The organism is Bariatricus sp. HCP28S3_D3, from assembly GCF_052065755.1.
GTDB lineage: Bacteria > Bacillota > Clostridia > Lachnospirales > Lachnospiraceae > Allocoprococcus.
On the sequence record NZ_JBQHTK010000002.1, the window covers coordinates 52,853 to 71,554 of the forward strand.

Genomic DNA, 18,702 nt, shown 5'->3' on the forward strand with positions numbered 1-18,702 from the left:
TTCTCTTCTAGTATTTATTTGACAGATTTTTATGTGTTATTTATAAGAATCTGCCAGTTTTTTGAACGCATCAAGCGCGCGTTCGATTCTTTCTGTAGGTACGCAGTAGGAAATACGTGCATGTCCCGGACAGCCGAAACCGGATCCCGGAACGATGAGGATATTAAACTGTTTTGCTCTTTCACAGAAAGCAACGTCATCTTCTTCCAGTGTCTTCGGGAAGATGTAGAAGGTTCCGTCCGGTTTTACTACATCAAAACCAATCTCGCGGAGCCCATTGTAAAGGAGATTGCGGTTGGTCTCATAGATGGTGATGTCGGCAGTCATATCTGCACACATGGCACATACGCGCTGGAAAAGTCCGGGTGCATTGACATATCCAAGGGAACGGCCTGCACCTGCAACAGCTGCGTACACCAGTCCGTGTTCCTCGACTTCATCCGGAACAAGAACGTATCCCAGACGTTCTCCCGGAAGGGAGAGGGACTTGGACCAGGAATAGCACACCAGAGTATTGTTGTAGTATTTAGGAAGGTACGGAACCTCAATACCATCGAACACGATCTCGCGATAAGGCTCATCCGCGATCAAGTAGATCGGATGGCCCAATTCAGCAGATTTTGCGTTGAGGATCTCCGCAAGTTTTGTGCAGGTCTCATGTGAATATACAACACCGCAGGGGTTATTCGGAGAGTTTACAATGACTGCTTTTGTGTTCTCGTTGATTGCTGCTTCAAACTTTTCAAAGTCGATCTGGAAAGCTTCGGTATCGGCAGGGATCAGATTCATTTTTGCGCCGGCACCTTCGATAAATACTTTGTATTCCGGGAAGTATGGTGCAAATACAATGACCTCGTCATCCTTGTTGCAAAGACCATTCAGACAGCAGCAAAGTGCAGCGGCGGCACCGACGGATACATAAAAGTTATCCGGCCCGAAAGATGTATCGAACCGTCTGTTTACGGAATCGGCAAGGAGCTTTCTGACTTCGATGTCTCCCTGAGCGCTGGTATAACCATGAATAACTACAGGATCTGTATCCTGAAGCAGTTTGATTGCAGTTTCATTGACTGCATCCGGAGCCGGAACACTTGGATTTCCGATGGAGAAATCAAATACATTCTCAGCGCCGATTTCTGCAGCTCTTTGTTTACCAAATTCGAAAAGTTCACGGATCACGGAACGGGAAGTCCCCAATGCCACCATTCTTTCATTTAAATTCGCCATGATGATTACCTCGTTGTTTTTGTTTATTTATGATTGGATTGTAGTTGTATATTAACGCGTTGCTGTAATAATGATAGAGCATAATATTTTATTTGTCAATGAAAGAATCCCGATGAAAAAGCATCTTATTGTATGAAAAAAGGAAAAAAACAAGCGGACGTATCCGTAATCTGATTGACAGATCAAATGGCGTATGCTACAATTTTATTACTTTAACGATTTAAAGATTAAAAACTTTAAGGTACTAAAGAAAAAGCACAAACTCAATGAGTTAGTTGAGAGGGAAGAGGAAAGAAAATGTTAAAAGTAATTGTACTCCTGGCATACTTTGCACTGATGATCGCAATCGGTCTGTATTGCCGCAAAACAGCAACAGATGTAAATGGTTTTGTATTGGGCGGCCGCTCGGTTGGACCGTGGCTTACCGCTTTCGCATACGGTACTTCTTATTTTTCCGCGGTCGTATTTGTAGGATACGCGGGACAGTTTGGATGGAAATATGGTATCGCAGCGACCTGGGCCGGTATTGGAAATGCCATTATTGGCTCACTTCTTGCATGGGTAGTTCTGGGAAGAAGAACCAGAATCATGACACAGCATCTTGATTCAGCGACGATGCCGCAGTTTTTCGGACAGAGATACAACAGTAAAGCACTGAAATTGTGTGCTTCCCTGATTATCTTCGTGTTCCTGATCCCATATACAGCATCGCTTTATAATGGTCTTTCCAGATTATTCGGAATGGCATTTAACATTGATTATTCCGTATGTATTGTATTGATGGCAGTTCTCACCGGTATCTATGTAATTGCCGGAGGTTATATGGCTACTGCGATCAATGATTTCATTCAGGGTATGGTTATGTTGGTAGGTATTGTTGCAGTGATCGCGGCAGTCCTTGCAAGCAAAGGCGGATTTATGGAAGCATACCAGGGACTTGCACAGATTTCGGATGAAACGGTTTCTACCGCGCCCGGTGTATTCGCATCTTTCTTTGGACCTGATCCACTGAACCTGATGTTTGTGGTTATCCTTACTTCTCTTGGTACATGGGGACTTCCACAGATGGTTCAGAAATTTTATGCGATCAAAGATGAGAACGCGATTCAGAAAGGAACTATTATTTCCACGCTGTTTGCTCTGGTTGTAGCCGGCGGATGTTATTTCCTTGGCGGTTTCGGACGTCTGTTCTCCGATAAAATTGATATTGCCGCAAATGGATATGATTCTGTTATCCCGACCATGTTGGAGAGTTTAAGCCCGATGCTGATCGCACTGGTAGTAATCCTGGTACTTTCCGCATCTATGTCTACACTGTCCTCACTGGTAATCGCGTCCAGTTCCACACTGACGATCGATTTTATTAAAGATAACGTGGTAAAAGATATGGATGACAAAAAGCAGGTAACTGTAATCCGTGGATTTATCGTCGTATTTATCGCGATTTCTGCAGTACTTGCACTGATTCAGTATAAGAGTTCCGTAACCTTCATCGCACAGCTGATGGGTGTGTCATGGGGAGCACTTGCAGGTTCCTTCCTGGCTCCGTTCCTGTATTCGCTGTACTGGAAGAAGACAACGGTAGCATCCTGCTGGGTATCCTTCATCTGGGGCTGCGGTCTTACGTTTATCAATATGTTTGCAAGATCAAGCCTTCCGGTGATCATGCAGTCTCCGATCAATACGGGTGCAATCGCAATGCTCGGCGGTCTGATTATCGTTCCGCTTGTCAGCCTTGTTACACCGAAGCCGGATAAGAAACTGGTAGACGAGGCATTTGCCTGCTATGAAAAATCAACTGTAGTTTCACAGAAAACGGCACTTGGAAAATAAAGAATGTAGATGTTAAAAAATAGCTAAGATCGGGATGGGACTGGTCTTAGCTATTTTTTGATTTTAAATAAGTATTAGGGATTTTTGATTGTATTGTAAATCGATTTGAATTATGTTAACATTTATGGACATAAGGATGGATTTGGATGAGCGGAGTGGGTGTGGATTGATTCATTTATGTACACACCGTAAAAAATATATGAGCATAGATGTGGTCTGCTGACAAAAAACATGGAAAAGAAGTATTACGAAATTCTTTTTATAACTACTTTCATTGTTGGAATCATTAGTTTGATAATGCCTTGGGGACAAAGAACTACAATACCTGTTATTAGCTTCATTCTGATTATTATAGCACTGGGTGAAAAAGAACATAAAATAATAAATTTATGTTTTGCATGTCTTGGATATATGATAGATGTTATTTTTAATCAAATTGTATTATATATTTTGAATAAATTTTTTGGAATAATAGTAGTTGGTAGTTCTTATGTAGTTATATTCGATATTATATATACTGGAATATTTGCTTTACTCATCATTTTGATCAGAAAAATAATGTATAATAAGATAAATATTCTAAAATATATTAATAGCAGTAACAAATTTAATTCGGGGATATTAATAAATTTGATATGTTTTGTTGCTATTTTCGTAGCTAATGTAGTAATGGGACAAACAGTCAATTATAATCAATCCGTACTCTTAATGAATAGCGTTCTTTTTGGTCTCTGTTTTCTAAGTACAAGCATTGTACTGATTTATTTTACAAAGACCATCCGTTCCGAAGAAGAAAAGAAAGCAGACCAGGAACGTTTGAAAATGACGGAAAATTACGTATCCGGTTTGGAACAATTGATTGATGAATCCAGAGAGCTTCGCCATGATTACAAAAACCTGATCGCAACGATCTCCGGTTTCATCGAAGAGGATGACATGCCGCATTTGAAAGAGTATTTTGATACGAATATCCGGGATACCTGGGTGGCTTTAGATAAAAAGGGAAAAGCGTGGCAGTCCTTAAAAGATGTCGAGCCGCCTGCTGGGGCTCCTGATTGACAACGCCATCGAAGCGGCCGAAGAATCTGAAAAGAAATATGTAGATATTCGTATGGCAAATGCAGAAAACGGATATCGGATCATCATAGAGAATACATATGGCACAAAGCCTGAGTTAGCGCATCTCTATGATAAGGGTTATTCGACAAAAGGAGAAAACAGAGGCTATGGAATGTATTATGCACGCGAAATCATTTTGGATAATGAAGATATGGATTATTGTTTTGAGATTCAGGAAAATGTAATCGTGCAAAACATCAATATTGAAATCTAATGGCAGTGTTGCGTATGATTCTATCTGCAATGAGTGCCGGATTTGCCTGTATTATTCAAACTATGGATATTATTGGAACCGTGGTTCCGAAATAATGATGGATTAGACATAAAAGCAGCAGAAGGAAAGAAGCCTTTTGCTGCTTTTATGTCTTGTTGAATTTGAACAGTTTATATTTTTTCAATGTTTTCTATTTCAAGATACTGTCGGTACGCTTTTTACAAGCCACACACCATTTGGCGATAAGATAACTTATGACCGGCGTCAGGCATATCCTGTGTTCTGACCTTAAAAATAATCGGAGCACCATGGAGTTTCCCGACTTTTTCCGCAGTGAATTTATCTGAATAAAACACACCTGCCTTTTTGATTAATTATAACATGTTTTGCAAATAATGGTTCTGATTAATTCGAAGAATTCTGAAAACGGTATAGAAGAAAAGGACGTCTGAATGAGAAATAAATTAAATAGTTGTTTATATGCGATTAAAAGCAAAATATATTTGACATATTGTCACATAAGTGATAATCTATGGTTGGAAGGAACAAGGAGGTGAAGAGCAAGTGGCAAAAAACATTGCTATAAAGGTAGCGAGAGCTGAGAAAGATATGACACAAAAAGCCCTGGCTGAAGCGGTCGGAGTTTCGCGGCAGACCATGAATGCCATTGAAAAGGGTGAATACAATCCAACAATAAAACTATGCCGAAAGATTTGCCGTGTATTAAACAAGAGCTTAGATGATTTATTCTGGGAGGATGAGGAAGATGAAGAAAGAGAAGAATAATCTTGACGAGAGACAGGAACTGAAACTTTTGAAAATTGAACACAATGGCTGCTGGTTTGCTTTTTGGGGACTGCTGGCAGCAATGTTGATTCAGATGTTTTTGGGCAATGGCAGTCCGAAAAATCTTGCAGGAGAATGGATCGTATTTATGTGCCTTGCAATTTATCTATCGGCTGCCTGTATGAAAAATGGAATTTGGGACAGAAAACTAAAACCAAATTTTAAAACAAACGTAATTGCCAGTGTAATTGCAGGTACTGCATTAGGTGTCATTTGGTTTGTGATTTCCTATCAAAATTATCATAATTTTATCGGATCTATTATGACCGGTGTTTTTATGTTCATTTGTACGGGAGGTTTATGTTTGGCTGCATTAGTAGTATCCTCACTGATATACAAAAAAAGAGTTGAAAAACTGGAAAAGGTGGATGAGGATTCTATGTGTGACGAATAGAATATATGATATGAATGGGATGAGCGGTGCTTCGGGAATTAGAATTCGAAGCACCGTTTATTATGTATCCGTTCCCAAAGTCATCTTAATTGACTTAATGCGATGTTGTGTTTATAATAATACTAATTTGAATGTGACTAGGTACCTGTCCCCTGGTCACTCGCAAACCGGAATTGATTTTATAATGACAGGAAAAGGCGGGAGTAGTGAGTATGATTAACAGGGAAGATATGCTGGAACTGACCAGACGTATGACCCCGGCCAGGTCTTCGGTGTCGAGGATTGCAGGGGCGTATTTTGATGAGGAAGGTTATGTTGACGGGACTTTTAATACGCATTTTCTGAAATTGTCGGTACCGGACCGGACAAAGAATCTGAATCTGGCGAAGACGATTCTGATTTCCAGGACCAATGACCAAATGAAGGACTACCTAATCCCGGATTCTGCGAGAAAGCCGGGGAGCATCTGGCAGTTATTGGATGGGATTAAAGAGTCCGAACTTAAGAATGATGCATTTCTGGATATTTTGTATGAATTGATTCAAGAGAGAGTTCATCCGGGATATCCGTATGCTTGTTATCTTTATTTCGGACAATATGATGTTCCCGTAAAAGGCAGTGATAAGGAGTGGATGGAAGGATCGGAAGAGGTTTATACATACCTTTTATGCACAATCAGTCCGCTTATCGGCGAGTACGAACCGGGGAAACCGGAATTTGGATTCTTATATCCGGCTTTTCGTGACAGGACAACAGATAACAGATACATCAATATATTTGAAGAACAGAAAGGAAAATATTATGAACTGTATATGACACAGTATGCAGGGTTTGAAACGTAAATGATGGGAAGACTACAATTTCAAGAAATTGTAGTCTTCCGCTTTATTGACGGTTATTTTCTGCATTTTGTATAATAGGCGTAGCTGATATACGATGAGGAGAAAGGGGAACCAGGAGAAATGCAGAAAGAATTCTATACAGGTCATTTGTTTGATGTTTACCGGTATTTTGGAGCACATAAAGAAGGGGATCATTTTATTTTCCGTGTATTTGCACCGGGAGCGAGAGGCGTTACGGTCATGGGAGAATTTAGTAGCTGGCGGGAGATTCCGATGTATCAGGAGAACCAGAGTGGTGTATATATATCGGAGCCGATTGCGGCAAAGTTGGGACAAATGTATAAATATTGCATTTACACGGGAAAGGGCTGGCGGGTAGAGCATGCGGATCCTTATGGATTTCAGATGGAGCTGCGTCCGGCAAACTGTTCGATCCTGACGGAGTTGGATTCCTATCAGTTTCAGGACGAGGAATGGATGCAGTCGCGCACGGTAAGGCACGATGAGGCGTTGAATATTTACGAGCTGCACGCAGGATCCTGGAAAAAGAAAGGGGAAGAAGAGACGGACTGGTATGATTACGAGGAACTGGCGGAGCTTCTTATCCCATATATCAAGGAAAATCATTATACACATCTGGAATTCATGCCTCTTTCTGAGCACCCGTTTGACGGTTCCTGGGGGTATCAGAATACCGGATTTTTTGCGCCGACTTCACGGTATGGGACACCGGATCAGCTGAAAAAGCTGGTTGATAAATGCCATCAGGCAGGAATCGGAGTGATTATGGATTTTGTTCCGGTGCATTTTGCGGTGGATTATTATGGCTTGAAGGAATTTGACGGAACATGTCTGTATGAGTACCCAAATGCTGCAGTAGGAGAAAGTGAGTGGGGAAGCTGTAATTTCATGCATTCCCGGGGAGAGGTGCGCTGTTTCCTGCAGTCGGCGGCGAATTACTGGCTGGAGGAATTTCATTTTGACGGGCTTCGGATGGACGCGGTCAGCCGGTTGATCTACTGGCAGGGAGATGAACGACGCGGTGTGAACGGAACGACGCTGGATTTCCTGAAGGCCATGAATCAGGGGCTGAAACAGCGCCATCCGACGGCGATGCTCATCGCAGAGGACTCGACTTCCTACCCGGGGGTGACAAAGCCGGTAGAGAAGGGCGGCCTCGGATTTGACTATAAATGGGATCTGGGATTCATGCATGACACGCTGGAGTATTTCCAGACGGCTCCGGAGTATCGGGCGCGGGATTATCATAAACTGACATTTTCTATGATGTATTTCTATCATGAAAATTATATGCTGGAATTCTGTCATGACGAAGTGGTACACGGGAAAGCGACGATCCTTCAGAAAATGAACGGGGATTACGATGGAAAATTTCCGCAGGCCAGAGCGATGTACATGTATATGATGGTGCATCCGGGTAAGAAACTGAATTTTATGGGAAATGAATTCGGCCAGCTCCGTGAGTGGGATGAGAAGCGGGAGCAGGACTGGGATATGCTGAAGTATCCGAATCATGATGCGCTTCACCGGTATATGATAGAACTGAACCGTATTTACCGGGAAAATGATGCGTTCCATAGGGACTATGATCCTGAGAATTTCCGGTGGGTGGACTGCCATCAGGAGGAGCGGTGCATTTATGCGATGGAACGCGTTGGAATCAAAAGAAAATATATAGCTGTCTTTAATTTTTCGAATGTATTGCAGGAAGCGTATGAATTTAAGGTTGAGGAAGATGCAAAAATCAGAGTGGCATTGCACTCAGACTGGGAAGAATTCGGTGGCAGTACCGCAAAAAAGACATCTCTTGTCCGAAATGAGTACAAAAATGGAAAGGTCATTCTAAATCTTCCGCCGTTTTCCGGAATATTGTTGGAATCAGAATAAAGAAAAAGGGGCACTTCATTTATAAGAGGTGCCCCTGCGTTTTAAAATTTTGATATTTCGGTCTAATTCCTGTCCAATTTGCAGACTTTCCGGTCATAGGTGAGAAGACCGTTTACTTCTTCTTCGATGTCAGAAACCTGGGTGTAGATGGCTCCGCAAAGCCCCTTCTCGATCAGCGGATCGATCTCTTCACTCATCAGGCGGTAGAAAGCGCCTCTGAAATCGCTGACGGCCGGAAAAACCTTATACCCGTAAACACCGCGCGTGCTGACATGATCTTTGATCTGACAGGCGTACCCACCATATTCGGAAATGACGAAAGCGCGTCGTTCCGGATTTACAAACTGTTTATCAAAGTAATTATGCTCACTCTTGAAATCCCCCTGTCCGCGGTCGAACCATCCGCTGGCGGAGTCGATCAGTCGGTCAGGATCCAGTTCCCGCAATAGCCGTGTGAGCTTCTTGGAGTCAAATTGTCCCCAGCCTTCATTGAAGATGACCCAGGTGCTGATACACGGGAAACAGCCAAGTGCCTGGACTGTATCGCGGCATTCCTGAATGAATTCTTCTCTGCCCCGGATACTCCTGCGGCCAAGAGGAAGGTGCAGCTTGTCACTCATACGTACCTTGAATTTCGGGAACAGAGCCGGGATCCAGGTCATAATGGGGGCATGATAGGCGCCGCCATTTACCATGTCCTGCCATACGATCATACCGAGGCGGTCACAGTGATAGTACCACCTGGCGGTCTCAATCTTCACATGCTTGCGCAGCATATTGAATCCAAGTTCTTTCATCTTGGTAATGTCATAGATCAGAGCATCGTCGGAAGGGGCGGTATAGAGTCCGTCCGGCCAGTAGCCCTGATCCAGGATTCCATTCAGAAAGAAGGGCTTGTGATTCAGGCAGAAACGGGAGATCCCTTTTGAATCCTTTTCAATAGTATAGGTGCGCATGGCGAAATATCCGGTCACCTCATCCTTGCCGGCACGGACACGCAGGCGGTACAGATAAGGATGATCCGGAGTCCACGGCTCCATCTGGTCCACATCGCAGTAGCAGGAATATTCACAAAGAGAATCGGAATAATTGGTGCAGATTCCTTTGGAAATGATGTTGCCGTCGGCATCAAGAACATGGCAGACGACCGCATCCTGATCACGGCATGCCAGTACCGGACGGTTCAATTTTAAAGAGACATGCACCGTTTCCTTGTCATACTGAGGAGTCAGATGCAGTTCCGTGATATAGATATCCGGAACCCATTCCGCCCAGACTGTCTGCCAGATGCCGCTTTGGGCTGTATAGAACATTCCGCCGCGTTTCAGCTTCTGTTTGCCGGTGCTGTGGAAGGAGCGGTCCGACTGGTCTCTGACAGATACTGACAGAATGTTGGAACGTTCGGTCAGTGCGTCGGTGATATCTACGGAAAACGGAAGATAACCTCCGGTGTGTTCGATGACGGTCCGGCCGTTGATCCGGACACTGGCCTGCTGGTCCACGGCACCAAAATGAAGAATACATCTCTTGCCGTATGGCGGAAGAATCTCATCGGGGAGTGTCCGTTCGCAGATCAGAGTATCATCCGGGAAAATCTGCTGCTGCACGCCCGACAGAGGAGCTTCCGGTGAAAAAGGAACCAGAATCTTCCCTGAAACAGGAGCATGGCGTTTCTTTTTGGAAATGATGGTATAATCCCAGTAACCGTTCAGAATCATAAAATGTTCGCGTACCATCTGGGGGCGCGGATACTCTTCCAGAACGTGCTCGGGATCCAGCGACTCGCCCCACGTTGTTGTAAGGGGAAGAAGACGCCTTTTGTGATTGAAAAAATGTGCACTTTTGAGAGCAGATAAAAGATCCATATCAATTCCTCTCTTTTGTAAATTCTTGTGCAGGAGTAGTCTGCACAATTCGCTTTTTATTAGTATACCATAGACCGGCAGACGCTTCTGCAATTTTATAGAATTTTTACAATTCCCGCTCATCTTTTTTGACCGGAACTTTGGGAGGCTGGTAGTGATAAACATCCTCATAGGAATCCAGCTCCGCACGGGATATGGGGAGAGAGGGAATCAGTCCTGTACAATCCTGGGAGGAGGCTGCATTGGCAAGATAATCATAGGAATCAATGATACGATTGTTTTGCTGTTTTTCTTTTTTGTTCATGAAAATAACCTTCCTTTTTTTATGATATTTTCTGCATCAGGGGAAAAACTATGTAAAATTCATTGTAAAAACTTTATAAAGAGTTTATGATAATGTAAGGAAACAAGTTATAAAAGAGGAGTAAATAGCGAAAAATGAAGATTGTTTTAGATACACATGCACATACATTGGCAAGTGGACATGCATATAATACGATAAGAGAAATGGCAAAGGCGGCTGCGGATAAAGGACTGGAGGCGATCGCACTGACGGATCATGCGCCGGACATGCCCGGAAGCTGCCATTTGTTCTATTTTCAGAATCTGCGTGTCGTTCCAAGAAATCAATGCGGCGTAAAGCTCTTCCTTGGAACGGAAGCCAATATACTGGATGAGAACGGAAGTGTGGATCTCCCGGATTCGGTTCTTGCGGAAATGGATCTGGTCATTGCCAGTATTCATCCGCCGTGCTATAAAGGGGCAAAGACGAAAAAGGATATTACAAACGCATATCTTGCAGCAATGGAGAACCCGCATATCGATATTATCGGGCATCCGGATGATGGTAGATTTATGGTAGATTATGAAGCAATCGTAAAGAAGGCGAAAGAGACGCACACGCTTCTGGAACTGAATAACAGTTCCCTCCGTCCGGGAGGATTCCGTGTGAATACCAGGGAAAATGATCTGGAAATGCTGCGTCTCTGTAAAAAATATGAGGTGCCGATCTCCATTGGAAGCGACGCCCACGTGGATGTGGATCTGGCAGGATTTGATCTGGCGATGGAAGTTTTGAAAGAATGCGAATTCCCGGAAGAACTGGTGGTAAATACATCCCTTGAGAGGCTGGAAAAAATACTTGCCATCTAGTTTTCATTACTATATAATGAATATATTGAGGTGAGAAATATGACAATTGACACGGAAGATTTACTGAACAGTATTATGGAGAGTATCGGAAGGATCGATTATATCAAACCTGCTGATATCCCGAATATTGATCTCTATATGGATCAGGTAACGACCTTCATGGAGGAACAGCTTAAGACGACGAAGCGGTATCCGGATGACAAGATCCTGACGAAGACAATGATCAATAATTATGCGAAAAATGACCTCCTTCCGCCACCGGTGAAGAAGAAATACACCAAGGAACATCTGCTGGTATTGATCTTTATTTATTATTTTAAGAGTATTTTATCCATCAAGGATATCGGAACTCTGCTCGAACCCATGATCAGCCGATATTTCGGCTCGGAATCCGAGTTGGATATGGAGCGCGTTTATGAAGAAATCTGTCAGATGGAGAAGGGCAGGGTCGGACAGACGCAGGAAAGTGTCGGCGAGCTGTACAAGATCGCTGAAGATTCTTTCAAAGATGCACCGGAAGAAGAAAGGGAGTATCTCCAGATGTTCGCCTTTATCTGTAATCTGAGTTTTGACGTATATATTAAAAAGCAGCTGATTGAAAAGCTCATTGACGGATTTCCGGAACATGAAGAAAATAAGAAAAAGCATAAAAAATAAGAACAGGACGCTTTCCCCAGGCGTCCTGTTCCTTCTCTCTTTTATTCTTCAGTTGCCTCCGGGTCCTTGCTAAGGCGGGCGAAAACCATGTCATATCCGTCATTTCCATAATTCAGTGAACGGTTTACGCGGCTGATCGTCGCTGTAGAAGCTCCTGTCTTTTCTGCGATTTCCAGATAAGTCTTCTGTTCTCTCAGCATCTTCGCTACTTCGAAGCGCTGTGAGAGTGATAACAGTTCATTTACCGTGCAGACATCTTCAAAAAAAGTATAACATTCTTCGCGGTTTTTCAGACTTAAAACAGCATCAAATAAAAAATCAACAGCTTCAGTTCTAATTTTCCGGCTCATGATGATCCCTCCGTATCTTTATTGACCATACCATTTTAACACAGTAAATTTTTAAAGTCTATAAATATTTTCTTAAGTTCCATTTGTATGTAGGGATTCTTGAAAAAACAAGAGACAATTGAAGGATTTTATATTATAATAAAAAGTACGTCTGCGAAGGCAGAGATTAGACAGGAAAAGACAGGCTGTGACAAGCGGCTGCAGAAAAGGATGTAGAATATGAGTATTTATGATTCATTAAACGAACAGCAGAAAGAGGCTGTTTGCCATACAGAAGGACCGCTTCTGATCCTTGCGGGAGCAGGTTCGGGAAAAACGAGAGTGCTGACACATCGAATCGCATATCTCATTGAAGAAAAAGGAGTGAATCCCTGGAATATACTGGCGATTACATTTACCAACAAAGCGGCAGGAGAAATGCGGGAGCGAGTGGATTCCATCGTAGGATTCGGGGCAGAGAGCATCTGGGTGAGCACCTTTCATTCCATGTGCGTCCGGATTCTGAGAAGATACATTGACCGTCTGGGATATGATACCAACTTTACGATCTATGACGCAGATGATCAGAAGACTCTGATGAAAGATGTGTGTAAATATTTGAAGATCGACACCAAGATGCTGAAAGAAAGAACCATTCTCGGGGCAATCTCATCGGCAAAGGATGAGATGGTCACACCGGAGGAATTTGCACTGAGGGCAGAGGGCGATTATATGCAGAAGAAGATCGCGCAGGCTTACACCGAGTATGAGAAACAGCTGCGTGCAAACAATGCGCTGGATTTTGATGATCTGCTGCTAAAGACGGTTCAGCTTTTCCAGACACAGCCGGATGTTCTTGAGAGCTATCAGGAACGATTCCGCTATATTATGGTGGATGAGTATCAGGATACCAATACAGTACAGTTCATGCTTGTGAGTATTCTTGCGGGGAAATACAAGAATCTCTGTGTAGTCGGAGACGATGATCAGTCCATTTACAAATTCCGTGGGGCAAATATTAAGAATATTCTGAATTTCGAACAGGTATTTCCGAATACGAAGGTCATCAAGCTGGAACAGAACTATCGATCCACGACGACGATCCTGGATGCGGCAAATGCAGTGATCCGCAACAACAAAGGACGTAAGGCGAAGGCGCTCTGGACCCAGAACGGTCTGGGAACGCCGATTCAGTTCCGCCAGTTTGATACGGCATTTGATGAGGCGGAATACATAGTAAACAATATAAAAAATGAAGTAAATTCAGGAAAACGAAGCTATCATGACTTTGCGGTTCTCTATCGTACCAATGCCCAGTCCCGTATGTTTGAAGAAAAGCTGGTTGTATCCAATGTGCCCTATCGGATTGTGGGCGGCATCAATTTCTATGCCAGACGGGAGATCAAGGATCTTCTTGCATATCTGAAAACCATTGATAACGGAAGAGATGACCTGGCTGTGCGGAGGATCATTAATGTGCCGAAGAGGGGAATCGGCCTGACCACGATCAACCGCGTGCAGGAGTATGCCGCAGAGCGTGAGATCGGCTTTTATGATGCGCTGGTTGGCGCACACAGTATTCCGGCGATTGGGCGAAGCGCAGGGAAGCTGGAATCCTTTGTGGCGCTGATCGAACAGCTGAAAGCCGAAAGCGCAAACATGAGCACTTCCAAGCTTATGGATGAGATCATCGAGCTGACCGGGTACGTGGAAGAACTGCAGGCTGATACTGATGAAGAGGCACAAAGTCGTATTGAAAATATCGAAGAATTCAAGAATAAAATCATAGCATACGAGGAATTATGTGAAGCAGAGGGAACGAAAGTTACTTTGTCCGGATTTCTCGAAGAAGTCGCACTGGTAGCCGATATTGACAGTCTTGACGAGGATACCGATTACGTGGTTCTTATGACTCTGCATAGTGCGAAAGGATTGGAATTTCCGCATGTCTATCTGGCAGGCATGGAGGATGGACTTTTCCCAAGTTATATGTCTGTTACCTCGGATGATCCGTCCGATATCGAAGAAGAAAGAAGACTCTGTTATGTGGGAATCACCCGGGCGAAGGAAGAACTGACCCTCACCTGCGCAAGACGGCGGATGGTCCGGGGCGAGACACAATATAACAGGATGTCCCGTTTTATGCAGGAAATCCCACCGGAACTTTTATCTACCGGAGAAGTCTTCCACAAAGAAGAGAAAAAGGCAGAAGAGGCAAAGCGGACAGCATATCAGCAGGCTGTGATGAATTTCCACAAGAATGCCTATGCCGCACCGAAACAGTTCCAGGTCAAGAAGAGTGAGGGACTTTCTTACGGTGTAGGAGACAGGGTGCGTCATATGAAATTCGGTGAAGGAACGGTGACGCAGATCACCGAAGGCGGACGTGATTACGAGGTGACGGTTCAGTTCGATACGGCCGGTGTAAAGAAGATGTTTGCTATGTTTGCAAAACTGGAAAAAGTCGAATAGAACGATAAAGAATTTCTAAAAATGATATAATTTGGTAGAAATTTAGTAACGGGAATGATATAATAATTTCATATTGATGAGCGTATGATACTCAGTGTAAGAACTCTGAGTGAATGGCAGAAAGGATGTGAAGGCATGAGCAGAATAGAAGAAATGCTTGCTACAACAAAATTGAATGACTTAATCCACAAGAAAGAGGAAGAGGATAAGGCTCAGAAGACGATTCTCTGGGTTCTGGCTATTGTAGGAGCAGTCGCAGCAGTTGCAGCAATCGCATATGCAGTATATTGTTTCTTTACCCCGGATTATCTTGAAGATTTCGATGAAGATTTCGACGATGACTTCGATGAAGATTTCTTCAGTGACGAGGATGAAGTACAGTAAGTTGAAAAGAGTAAAGCGAGGCAGGAATTGAGAGAAAGGTTCCTGTCTTGTTTTTTGCCATGCCTGAGCTTTGCTTATGCCAAGAAATTTGCATTGTTGATTAGAACAAGTATATTAGAATAGAATAGTATTTTTAGAGGTGTACGATGAAAAAAGGACAGATTCTGGAAGGAATGATTGAAAAAGTAGAATTTCCAAATAAAGGGATTGCAAGAATAGATGGGGAAGAGAAAAACGTGATTGTTAAAAACACATTGCCAGGACAGAAGGTGAGCTTTGCAGTGAATAAAATCCGCAAAGGGCAGGCAGAAGGAAGACTCCTTCAGGTACTGGAACCGTCCCCGATTGAGATAGAACCGATGTGCCCACATTTCTGCCAGATGCCATCTGCAGAAGGAGACGATTTTCAAAAAGGCTGCGGAGGCTGCACGTATCAGAATCTCCCCTACGAAGAACAGATCCGCTTAAAAGCGACACAGATTAAAAACATGATGGATTCAGCGGTAAATGGAGACTATATCTGGGAAGGCGTCGCAGAAAGCCCGGTGCGGGAAGCATACCGGAACAAGATGGAATTCTCCTTCGGAGATGAGTACAAAGACGGTCCGCTTGCACTTGGAATGCATAAACGGGGAAGCTTTCATGACATTGTCCCTGTGACCGGATGCCGGATCGTAGATGAAGATTACCGGAAAATCCTTGCCGCCGTGCTGGAATTTGCCGCAGGGACAGGCCTTCCATACTACCACCGCATGCGTCATGTAGGATTCTATCGCCACCTACTGGTCAGAAAAGCGGTAAAGACAGGGGAAATCCTGATCGATCTTGTGACAACGACAGAGTATGAACTGGATAAAAGGGGACTGGTGAATTGCCTGACAGCCCTTGAACTGGACGGGACGATAGCCGGAATTCTTCATACGAAAAATGACAGCCTGGCGGATGTCGTGAAAGATGAAGGAACGGAAATATTGTATGGGCAGGATTATTTTTACGAAGAACTCCTGGGACTTAAGTTCAAGATCACACCATTTTCCTTCTTCCAGACCAACTCCCTGGGAGCGGAAGTGCTGTATGAAAAGGTAAGAGATTATATCGGTGAGACGAAAGATAAGGTGATTTTCGACCTCTACAGCGGAACCGGCACCATTGCCCAGATCCTTGCGCCGGTTGCAAAAAAAGTTGTTGGTGTGGAGATCGTGGAAGAAGCAGTGGAAGCGGCAAAGGAAAATGCGAAAATGAACGGGCTCGATAACTGTACCTTCTGGGCAGGCGATGTGCTGAAGGTGATCGATGACCTCGGGGAAGTGCCGGATCTGATCGTGCTGGATCCGCCCAGAGACGGCGTGCACCCGAAGGCGCTGGAGAAGATCATTGATTTTGGCGTGGAGAAGATGGTTTATATCGCATGTAAGCCGACCAGTGTGGCGAGAGATCTGGAAATGCTGCAGGGGAGAGGGTATCAGGTGGAACGGATTGGGTGCGTGGACCTTTTTCCTGGGACTTATCATGTTGAGAGTGTCGTGTTGATGTCAAAAGTCGAGAAGTAGATGTACGAAAAAGGCTTGAAAACAAGGGATTTCCGAGGTGAAGCGGATTTTGGACACAGGGTAACACGACCGAAAAATGAGAAGTTTGCTGTTAGGGGAAACATATCTACATGAAAAAATGACGGAGGGTTGAGTTGACAGCTTGCAAAATGGGTAGGTTGAGTAGACAGGTTGGATATTTGCAGGTCGAGTTGACGGAATGATAATTTGAAGCAAAAAATGGGAGATTTGGCACCTTGTAGCAATATGAGGTACCGTTTTTGATAGTTGTGTGGGAGCAAGAACGGGAATATGAAGAAATTTTGCAGATGTATTATTCGCAAAAGATATCGGTGATGGTGAGAGAGTTGAGATGATACGCTTTTAGAGGTAAAATAAAAAGAATAGAAAGAGTGTGATAAGTTAGGAAGAATGGAATAAAAGCCATCAAGAAGGTTGCTATTGTTGACTGTAAAAGAGGGGAGATTTAGATATGTCATATTGTTGTGAGGAATGTTTTTCAAACGAAGCGATTAAAAAATTTATTCAGGAGAATAGTAGTATTGTGGGAGAGTGCGAATATTGTGGTTCGCATAATGTATCACTAATATCACCAAGAACATTAGGGGAGTATATGTGTTCATGTTTAGAAAAAGCATATGAATATATTGATGAAGGCACCGGGGCTATGTACGATAGTGAAGACGAAATGTATTTAGGACCAGATGGAAAAGAGGCAACAGTATATTCAGTTAGAGAAATATTGATGGAAGAGGAGGTATTTGCAGATATTACAGACAGTGATGCGCTGCTTGATGAATTATTTTTAGGGTTATTATCATATGAAGAGCAAAAGGATGGGGCTTATAATCCTTTTTATGATATTGATATAGAATGTTTTGTAGTTAAAGATGATTTATATGGTTTAGAGGCAACGCAAATATATTATAACTGGGAGTTATTTAAGCATACAATTAAACATTACAATAGATTTTTCGATGTAGATGGTCTTGAAATTCGCAACAAATGCTTGGAAAAAATAAACACATATCTTTATGATTTTATTACGGATATCGATATAGGTACGATATTCTATCGTGCGAGAGAGCAGGATGATTCCATTAAGGATATCACTGGAATAGATCCATATAAAGAGATGGGTCCCGCACCATATAATAAAGCAAAGACAAATAGAATGAGCCCTGCAGGAATATCATATTTATATGTTGCAGGAGACAAGGACACTGCGTTTGCTGAGTGTCGTCTTAATGGGAAAAGGGCAGTTGTAGCTGAGTTTAAATTAAAGGATTCGTTACAGATTATTGACTTTTCAAGAAGTTCTTTTTATTGGGCAGGAAGTATTTTTGAAGATGATTATAATCATGATGGGCGGTGGATATCTTCATTTTTAAAAAGTTTTGTGAATGAAATCACAATGCCAGTTGACGATAAAGTGGAAGATCACTCTTACGATTATGTTGCGACACAAGTAATCGCAGAATATTTGAGAAGCAAACATTATGATGGAATATGTTTTAAAAGTAGTGTTAGTGAAGGAAAAAGTTATGTATTCTTTTGCGGACCAGATACAGAACATATTCACGATGCGTACCCGTATCCATTTGGTGATCCATATTTATCTGATATGCTTCCTATTTTACAGTCGTTTACAAAATGCTTTGATTTAAGCTATATTGAGGTGATTGATGTTTTAAATGATGGAAAAGCTGGCAACGTGATAGAAAGGAGAATGTTATAAGAATAATTTATGGTTTGCTTATGAAATTGAAATGTAACAAAAAAGATGTTCCGATCTAAATATTATGAATTGAAATAACGGTCAAAATATAGCCTTGTGGATGGAGCGATAACTCTAGCACTCAAAGTTGTCTTAGTTCTTGGTGGATATCAAAGCGGAAATCTCAGAAAGT

Annotated in this window: 17 protein-coding genes; 13 read left to right on the forward strand and 4 right to left on the reverse strand. The window is 42.9% G+C overall.

Annotated features, from left to right (window positions below; all coding sequences use genetic code 11):
* Nucleotides 1–36: 36 nt before the first annotated feature.
* Nucleotides 37–1,227, reverse strand: coding sequence for a pyridoxal phosphate-dependent aminotransferase (locus tag ACTNB3_RS02560; RefSeq protein WP_427808513.1), 1,191 nt, complete (start codon nucleotides 1,225–1,227; stop codon nucleotides 37–39).
* 297 nt (nucleotides 1,228–1,524) lie between these two features.
* On the opposite strand from ACTNB3_RS02560, the gene ACTNB3_RS02565 reads away from it, so the two are divergent.
* The 7 genes from ACTNB3_RS02565 (at nucleotide 1,525) to glgB (ending at nucleotide 8,383) form a co-directional block, all read left to right on the forward strand.
* Nucleotides 1,525–3,060 (forward strand): sodium:solute symporter family protein, encoded by a 1,536-nt coding sequence (locus ACTNB3_RS02565; protein WP_427808515.1) that lies wholly within the window; start codon nucleotides 1,525–1,527, stop codon nucleotides 3,058–3,060.
* A 231-nt stretch (nucleotides 3,061–3,291) separates the two neighbouring features.
* Complete coding sequence (locus ACTNB3_RS02570) at nucleotides 3,292–4,119, forward strand: hypothetical protein (RefSeq protein ID WP_441024429.1); 828 nt, start codon at nucleotides 3,292–3,294, stop codon at nucleotides 4,117–4,119.
* Entirely contained in the window at nucleotides 4,088–4,393 is a 306-nt protein-coding gene (locus ACTNB3_RS02575; protein WP_441024430.1) for a GHKL domain-containing protein, read from the forward strand. The genes ACTNB3_RS02570 and ACTNB3_RS02575 overlap by 32 nt, the downstream gene beginning before the upstream one ends.
* Nucleotides 4,394–4,957: 564 nt before the next feature.
* Entirely contained in the window at nucleotides 4,958–5,179 is a 222-nt protein-coding gene (locus ACTNB3_RS02580; RefSeq protein ID WP_441024431.1) for a helix-turn-helix transcriptional regulator, read from the forward strand.
* Nucleotides 5,160–5,633: a DUF6773 family protein gene (locus ACTNB3_RS02585; protein ID WP_441024433.1), complete on the forward strand. Its 474-nt coding sequence runs from the start codon at nucleotides 5,160–5,162 to the stop codon at nucleotides 5,631–5,633. Before ACTNB3_RS02580 ends, ACTNB3_RS02585 begins: the two co-directional genes overlap by 20 nt.
* A gap of 212 nt (nucleotides 5,634–5,845) precedes the next feature.
* Nucleotides 5,846–6,475, forward strand: coding sequence for a DUF4317 family protein (locus tag ACTNB3_RS02590; protein ID WP_427808519.1), 630 nt, complete (start codon nucleotides 5,846–5,848; stop codon nucleotides 6,473–6,475).
* Nucleotides 6,476–6,595: 120 nt separating this feature from the next.
* The gene (gene glgB, locus ACTNB3_RS02595) at nucleotides 6,596–8,383 is read left to right on the forward strand and encodes a 1,4-alpha-glucan branching protein GlgB (protein ID WP_441024434.1); all 1,788 of its coding nucleotides are present in this window, start codon (nucleotides 6,596–6,598) and stop codon (nucleotides 8,381–8,383) included.
* 62 nt (nucleotides 8,384–8,445) lie between these two features.
* On the opposite strand, the gene ACTNB3_RS02600 is transcribed toward glgB, so the two are convergent.
* Together ACTNB3_RS02600 and ACTNB3_RS02605 are read right to left on the reverse strand one after the other, a co-directional pair.
* Nucleotides 8,446–10,248 (reverse strand): glycoside hydrolase family 2 protein, encoded by a 1,803-nt coding sequence (locus tag ACTNB3_RS02600; protein WP_441024435.1) that lies wholly within the window; start codon nucleotides 10,246–10,248, stop codon nucleotides 8,446–8,448.
* Nucleotides 10,249–10,354: 106 nt separating this feature from the next.
* Entirely contained in the window at nucleotides 10,355–10,552 is a 198-nt protein-coding gene (locus tag ACTNB3_RS02605) for a hypothetical protein (protein ID WP_427808525.1), read from the reverse strand.
* Between the two features lie 134 nt (nucleotides 10,553–10,686).
* Between ACTNB3_RS02605 and ACTNB3_RS02610 the strand changes: the two genes are divergently transcribed.
* On the forward strand, nucleotides 10,687–11,400 hold the full coding sequence (locus ACTNB3_RS02610; protein ID WP_427819682.1) for a phosphatase: 714 nt from the start codon (nucleotides 10,687–10,689) through the stop codon (nucleotides 11,398–11,400).
* Between the two features lie 39 nt (nucleotides 11,401–11,439).
* Entirely contained in the window at nucleotides 11,440–12,057 is a 618-nt protein-coding gene (locus ACTNB3_RS02615) for a DUF1836 domain-containing protein (RefSeq protein ID WP_427808529.1), read from the forward strand.
* A 41-nt stretch (nucleotides 12,058–12,098) separates the two neighbouring features.
* Here ACTNB3_RS02615 and ACTNB3_RS02620 read toward each other — a convergent pair whose 3' ends face one another.
* Nucleotides 12,099–12,407 carry a YerC/YecD family TrpR-related protein gene (locus tag ACTNB3_RS02620; RefSeq protein WP_427808531.1) on the reverse strand — a complete coding sequence of 103 codons (309 nt, stop codon included), beginning with the start codon at nucleotides 12,405–12,407 and terminating at the stop codon, nucleotides 12,099–12,101.
* 219 nt (nucleotides 12,408–12,626) lie between these two features.
* Here ACTNB3_RS02620 and pcrA point away from each other — a divergent pair, with 219 nt between their 5' ends.
* The 4 genes from pcrA (at nucleotide 12,627) to ACTNB3_RS02640 (ending at nucleotide 18,530) form a co-directional block, all read left to right on the forward strand.
* On the forward strand, nucleotides 12,627–14,858 hold the full coding sequence (gene pcrA, locus ACTNB3_RS02625; RefSeq protein WP_441024436.1) for a DNA helicase PcrA: 2,232 nt from the start codon (nucleotides 12,627–12,629) through the stop codon (nucleotides 14,856–14,858).
* Between the two features lie 135 nt (nucleotides 14,859–14,993).
* On the forward strand, nucleotides 14,994–15,242 hold the full coding sequence (locus ACTNB3_RS02630; protein WP_427808535.1) for a DUF4366 domain-containing protein: 249 nt from the start codon (nucleotides 14,994–14,996) through the stop codon (nucleotides 15,240–15,242).
* 146 nt (nucleotides 15,243–15,388) lie between these two features.
* The gene (gene rlmD, locus ACTNB3_RS02635; protein ID WP_441024437.1) at nucleotides 15,389–16,792 is read left to right on the forward strand and encodes a 23S rRNA (uracil(1939)-C(5))-methyltransferase RlmD; all 1,404 of its coding nucleotides are present in this window, start codon (nucleotides 15,389–15,391) and stop codon (nucleotides 16,790–16,792) included.
* A 472-nt stretch (nucleotides 16,793–17,264) separates the two neighbouring features.
* Complete coding sequence (locus tag ACTNB3_RS02640) at nucleotides 17,265–18,530, forward strand: RES domain-containing protein (protein WP_253292118.1); 1,266 nt, start codon at nucleotides 17,265–17,267, stop codon at nucleotides 18,528–18,530.
* Nucleotides 18,531–18,702 lie beyond the last annotated feature (172 nt).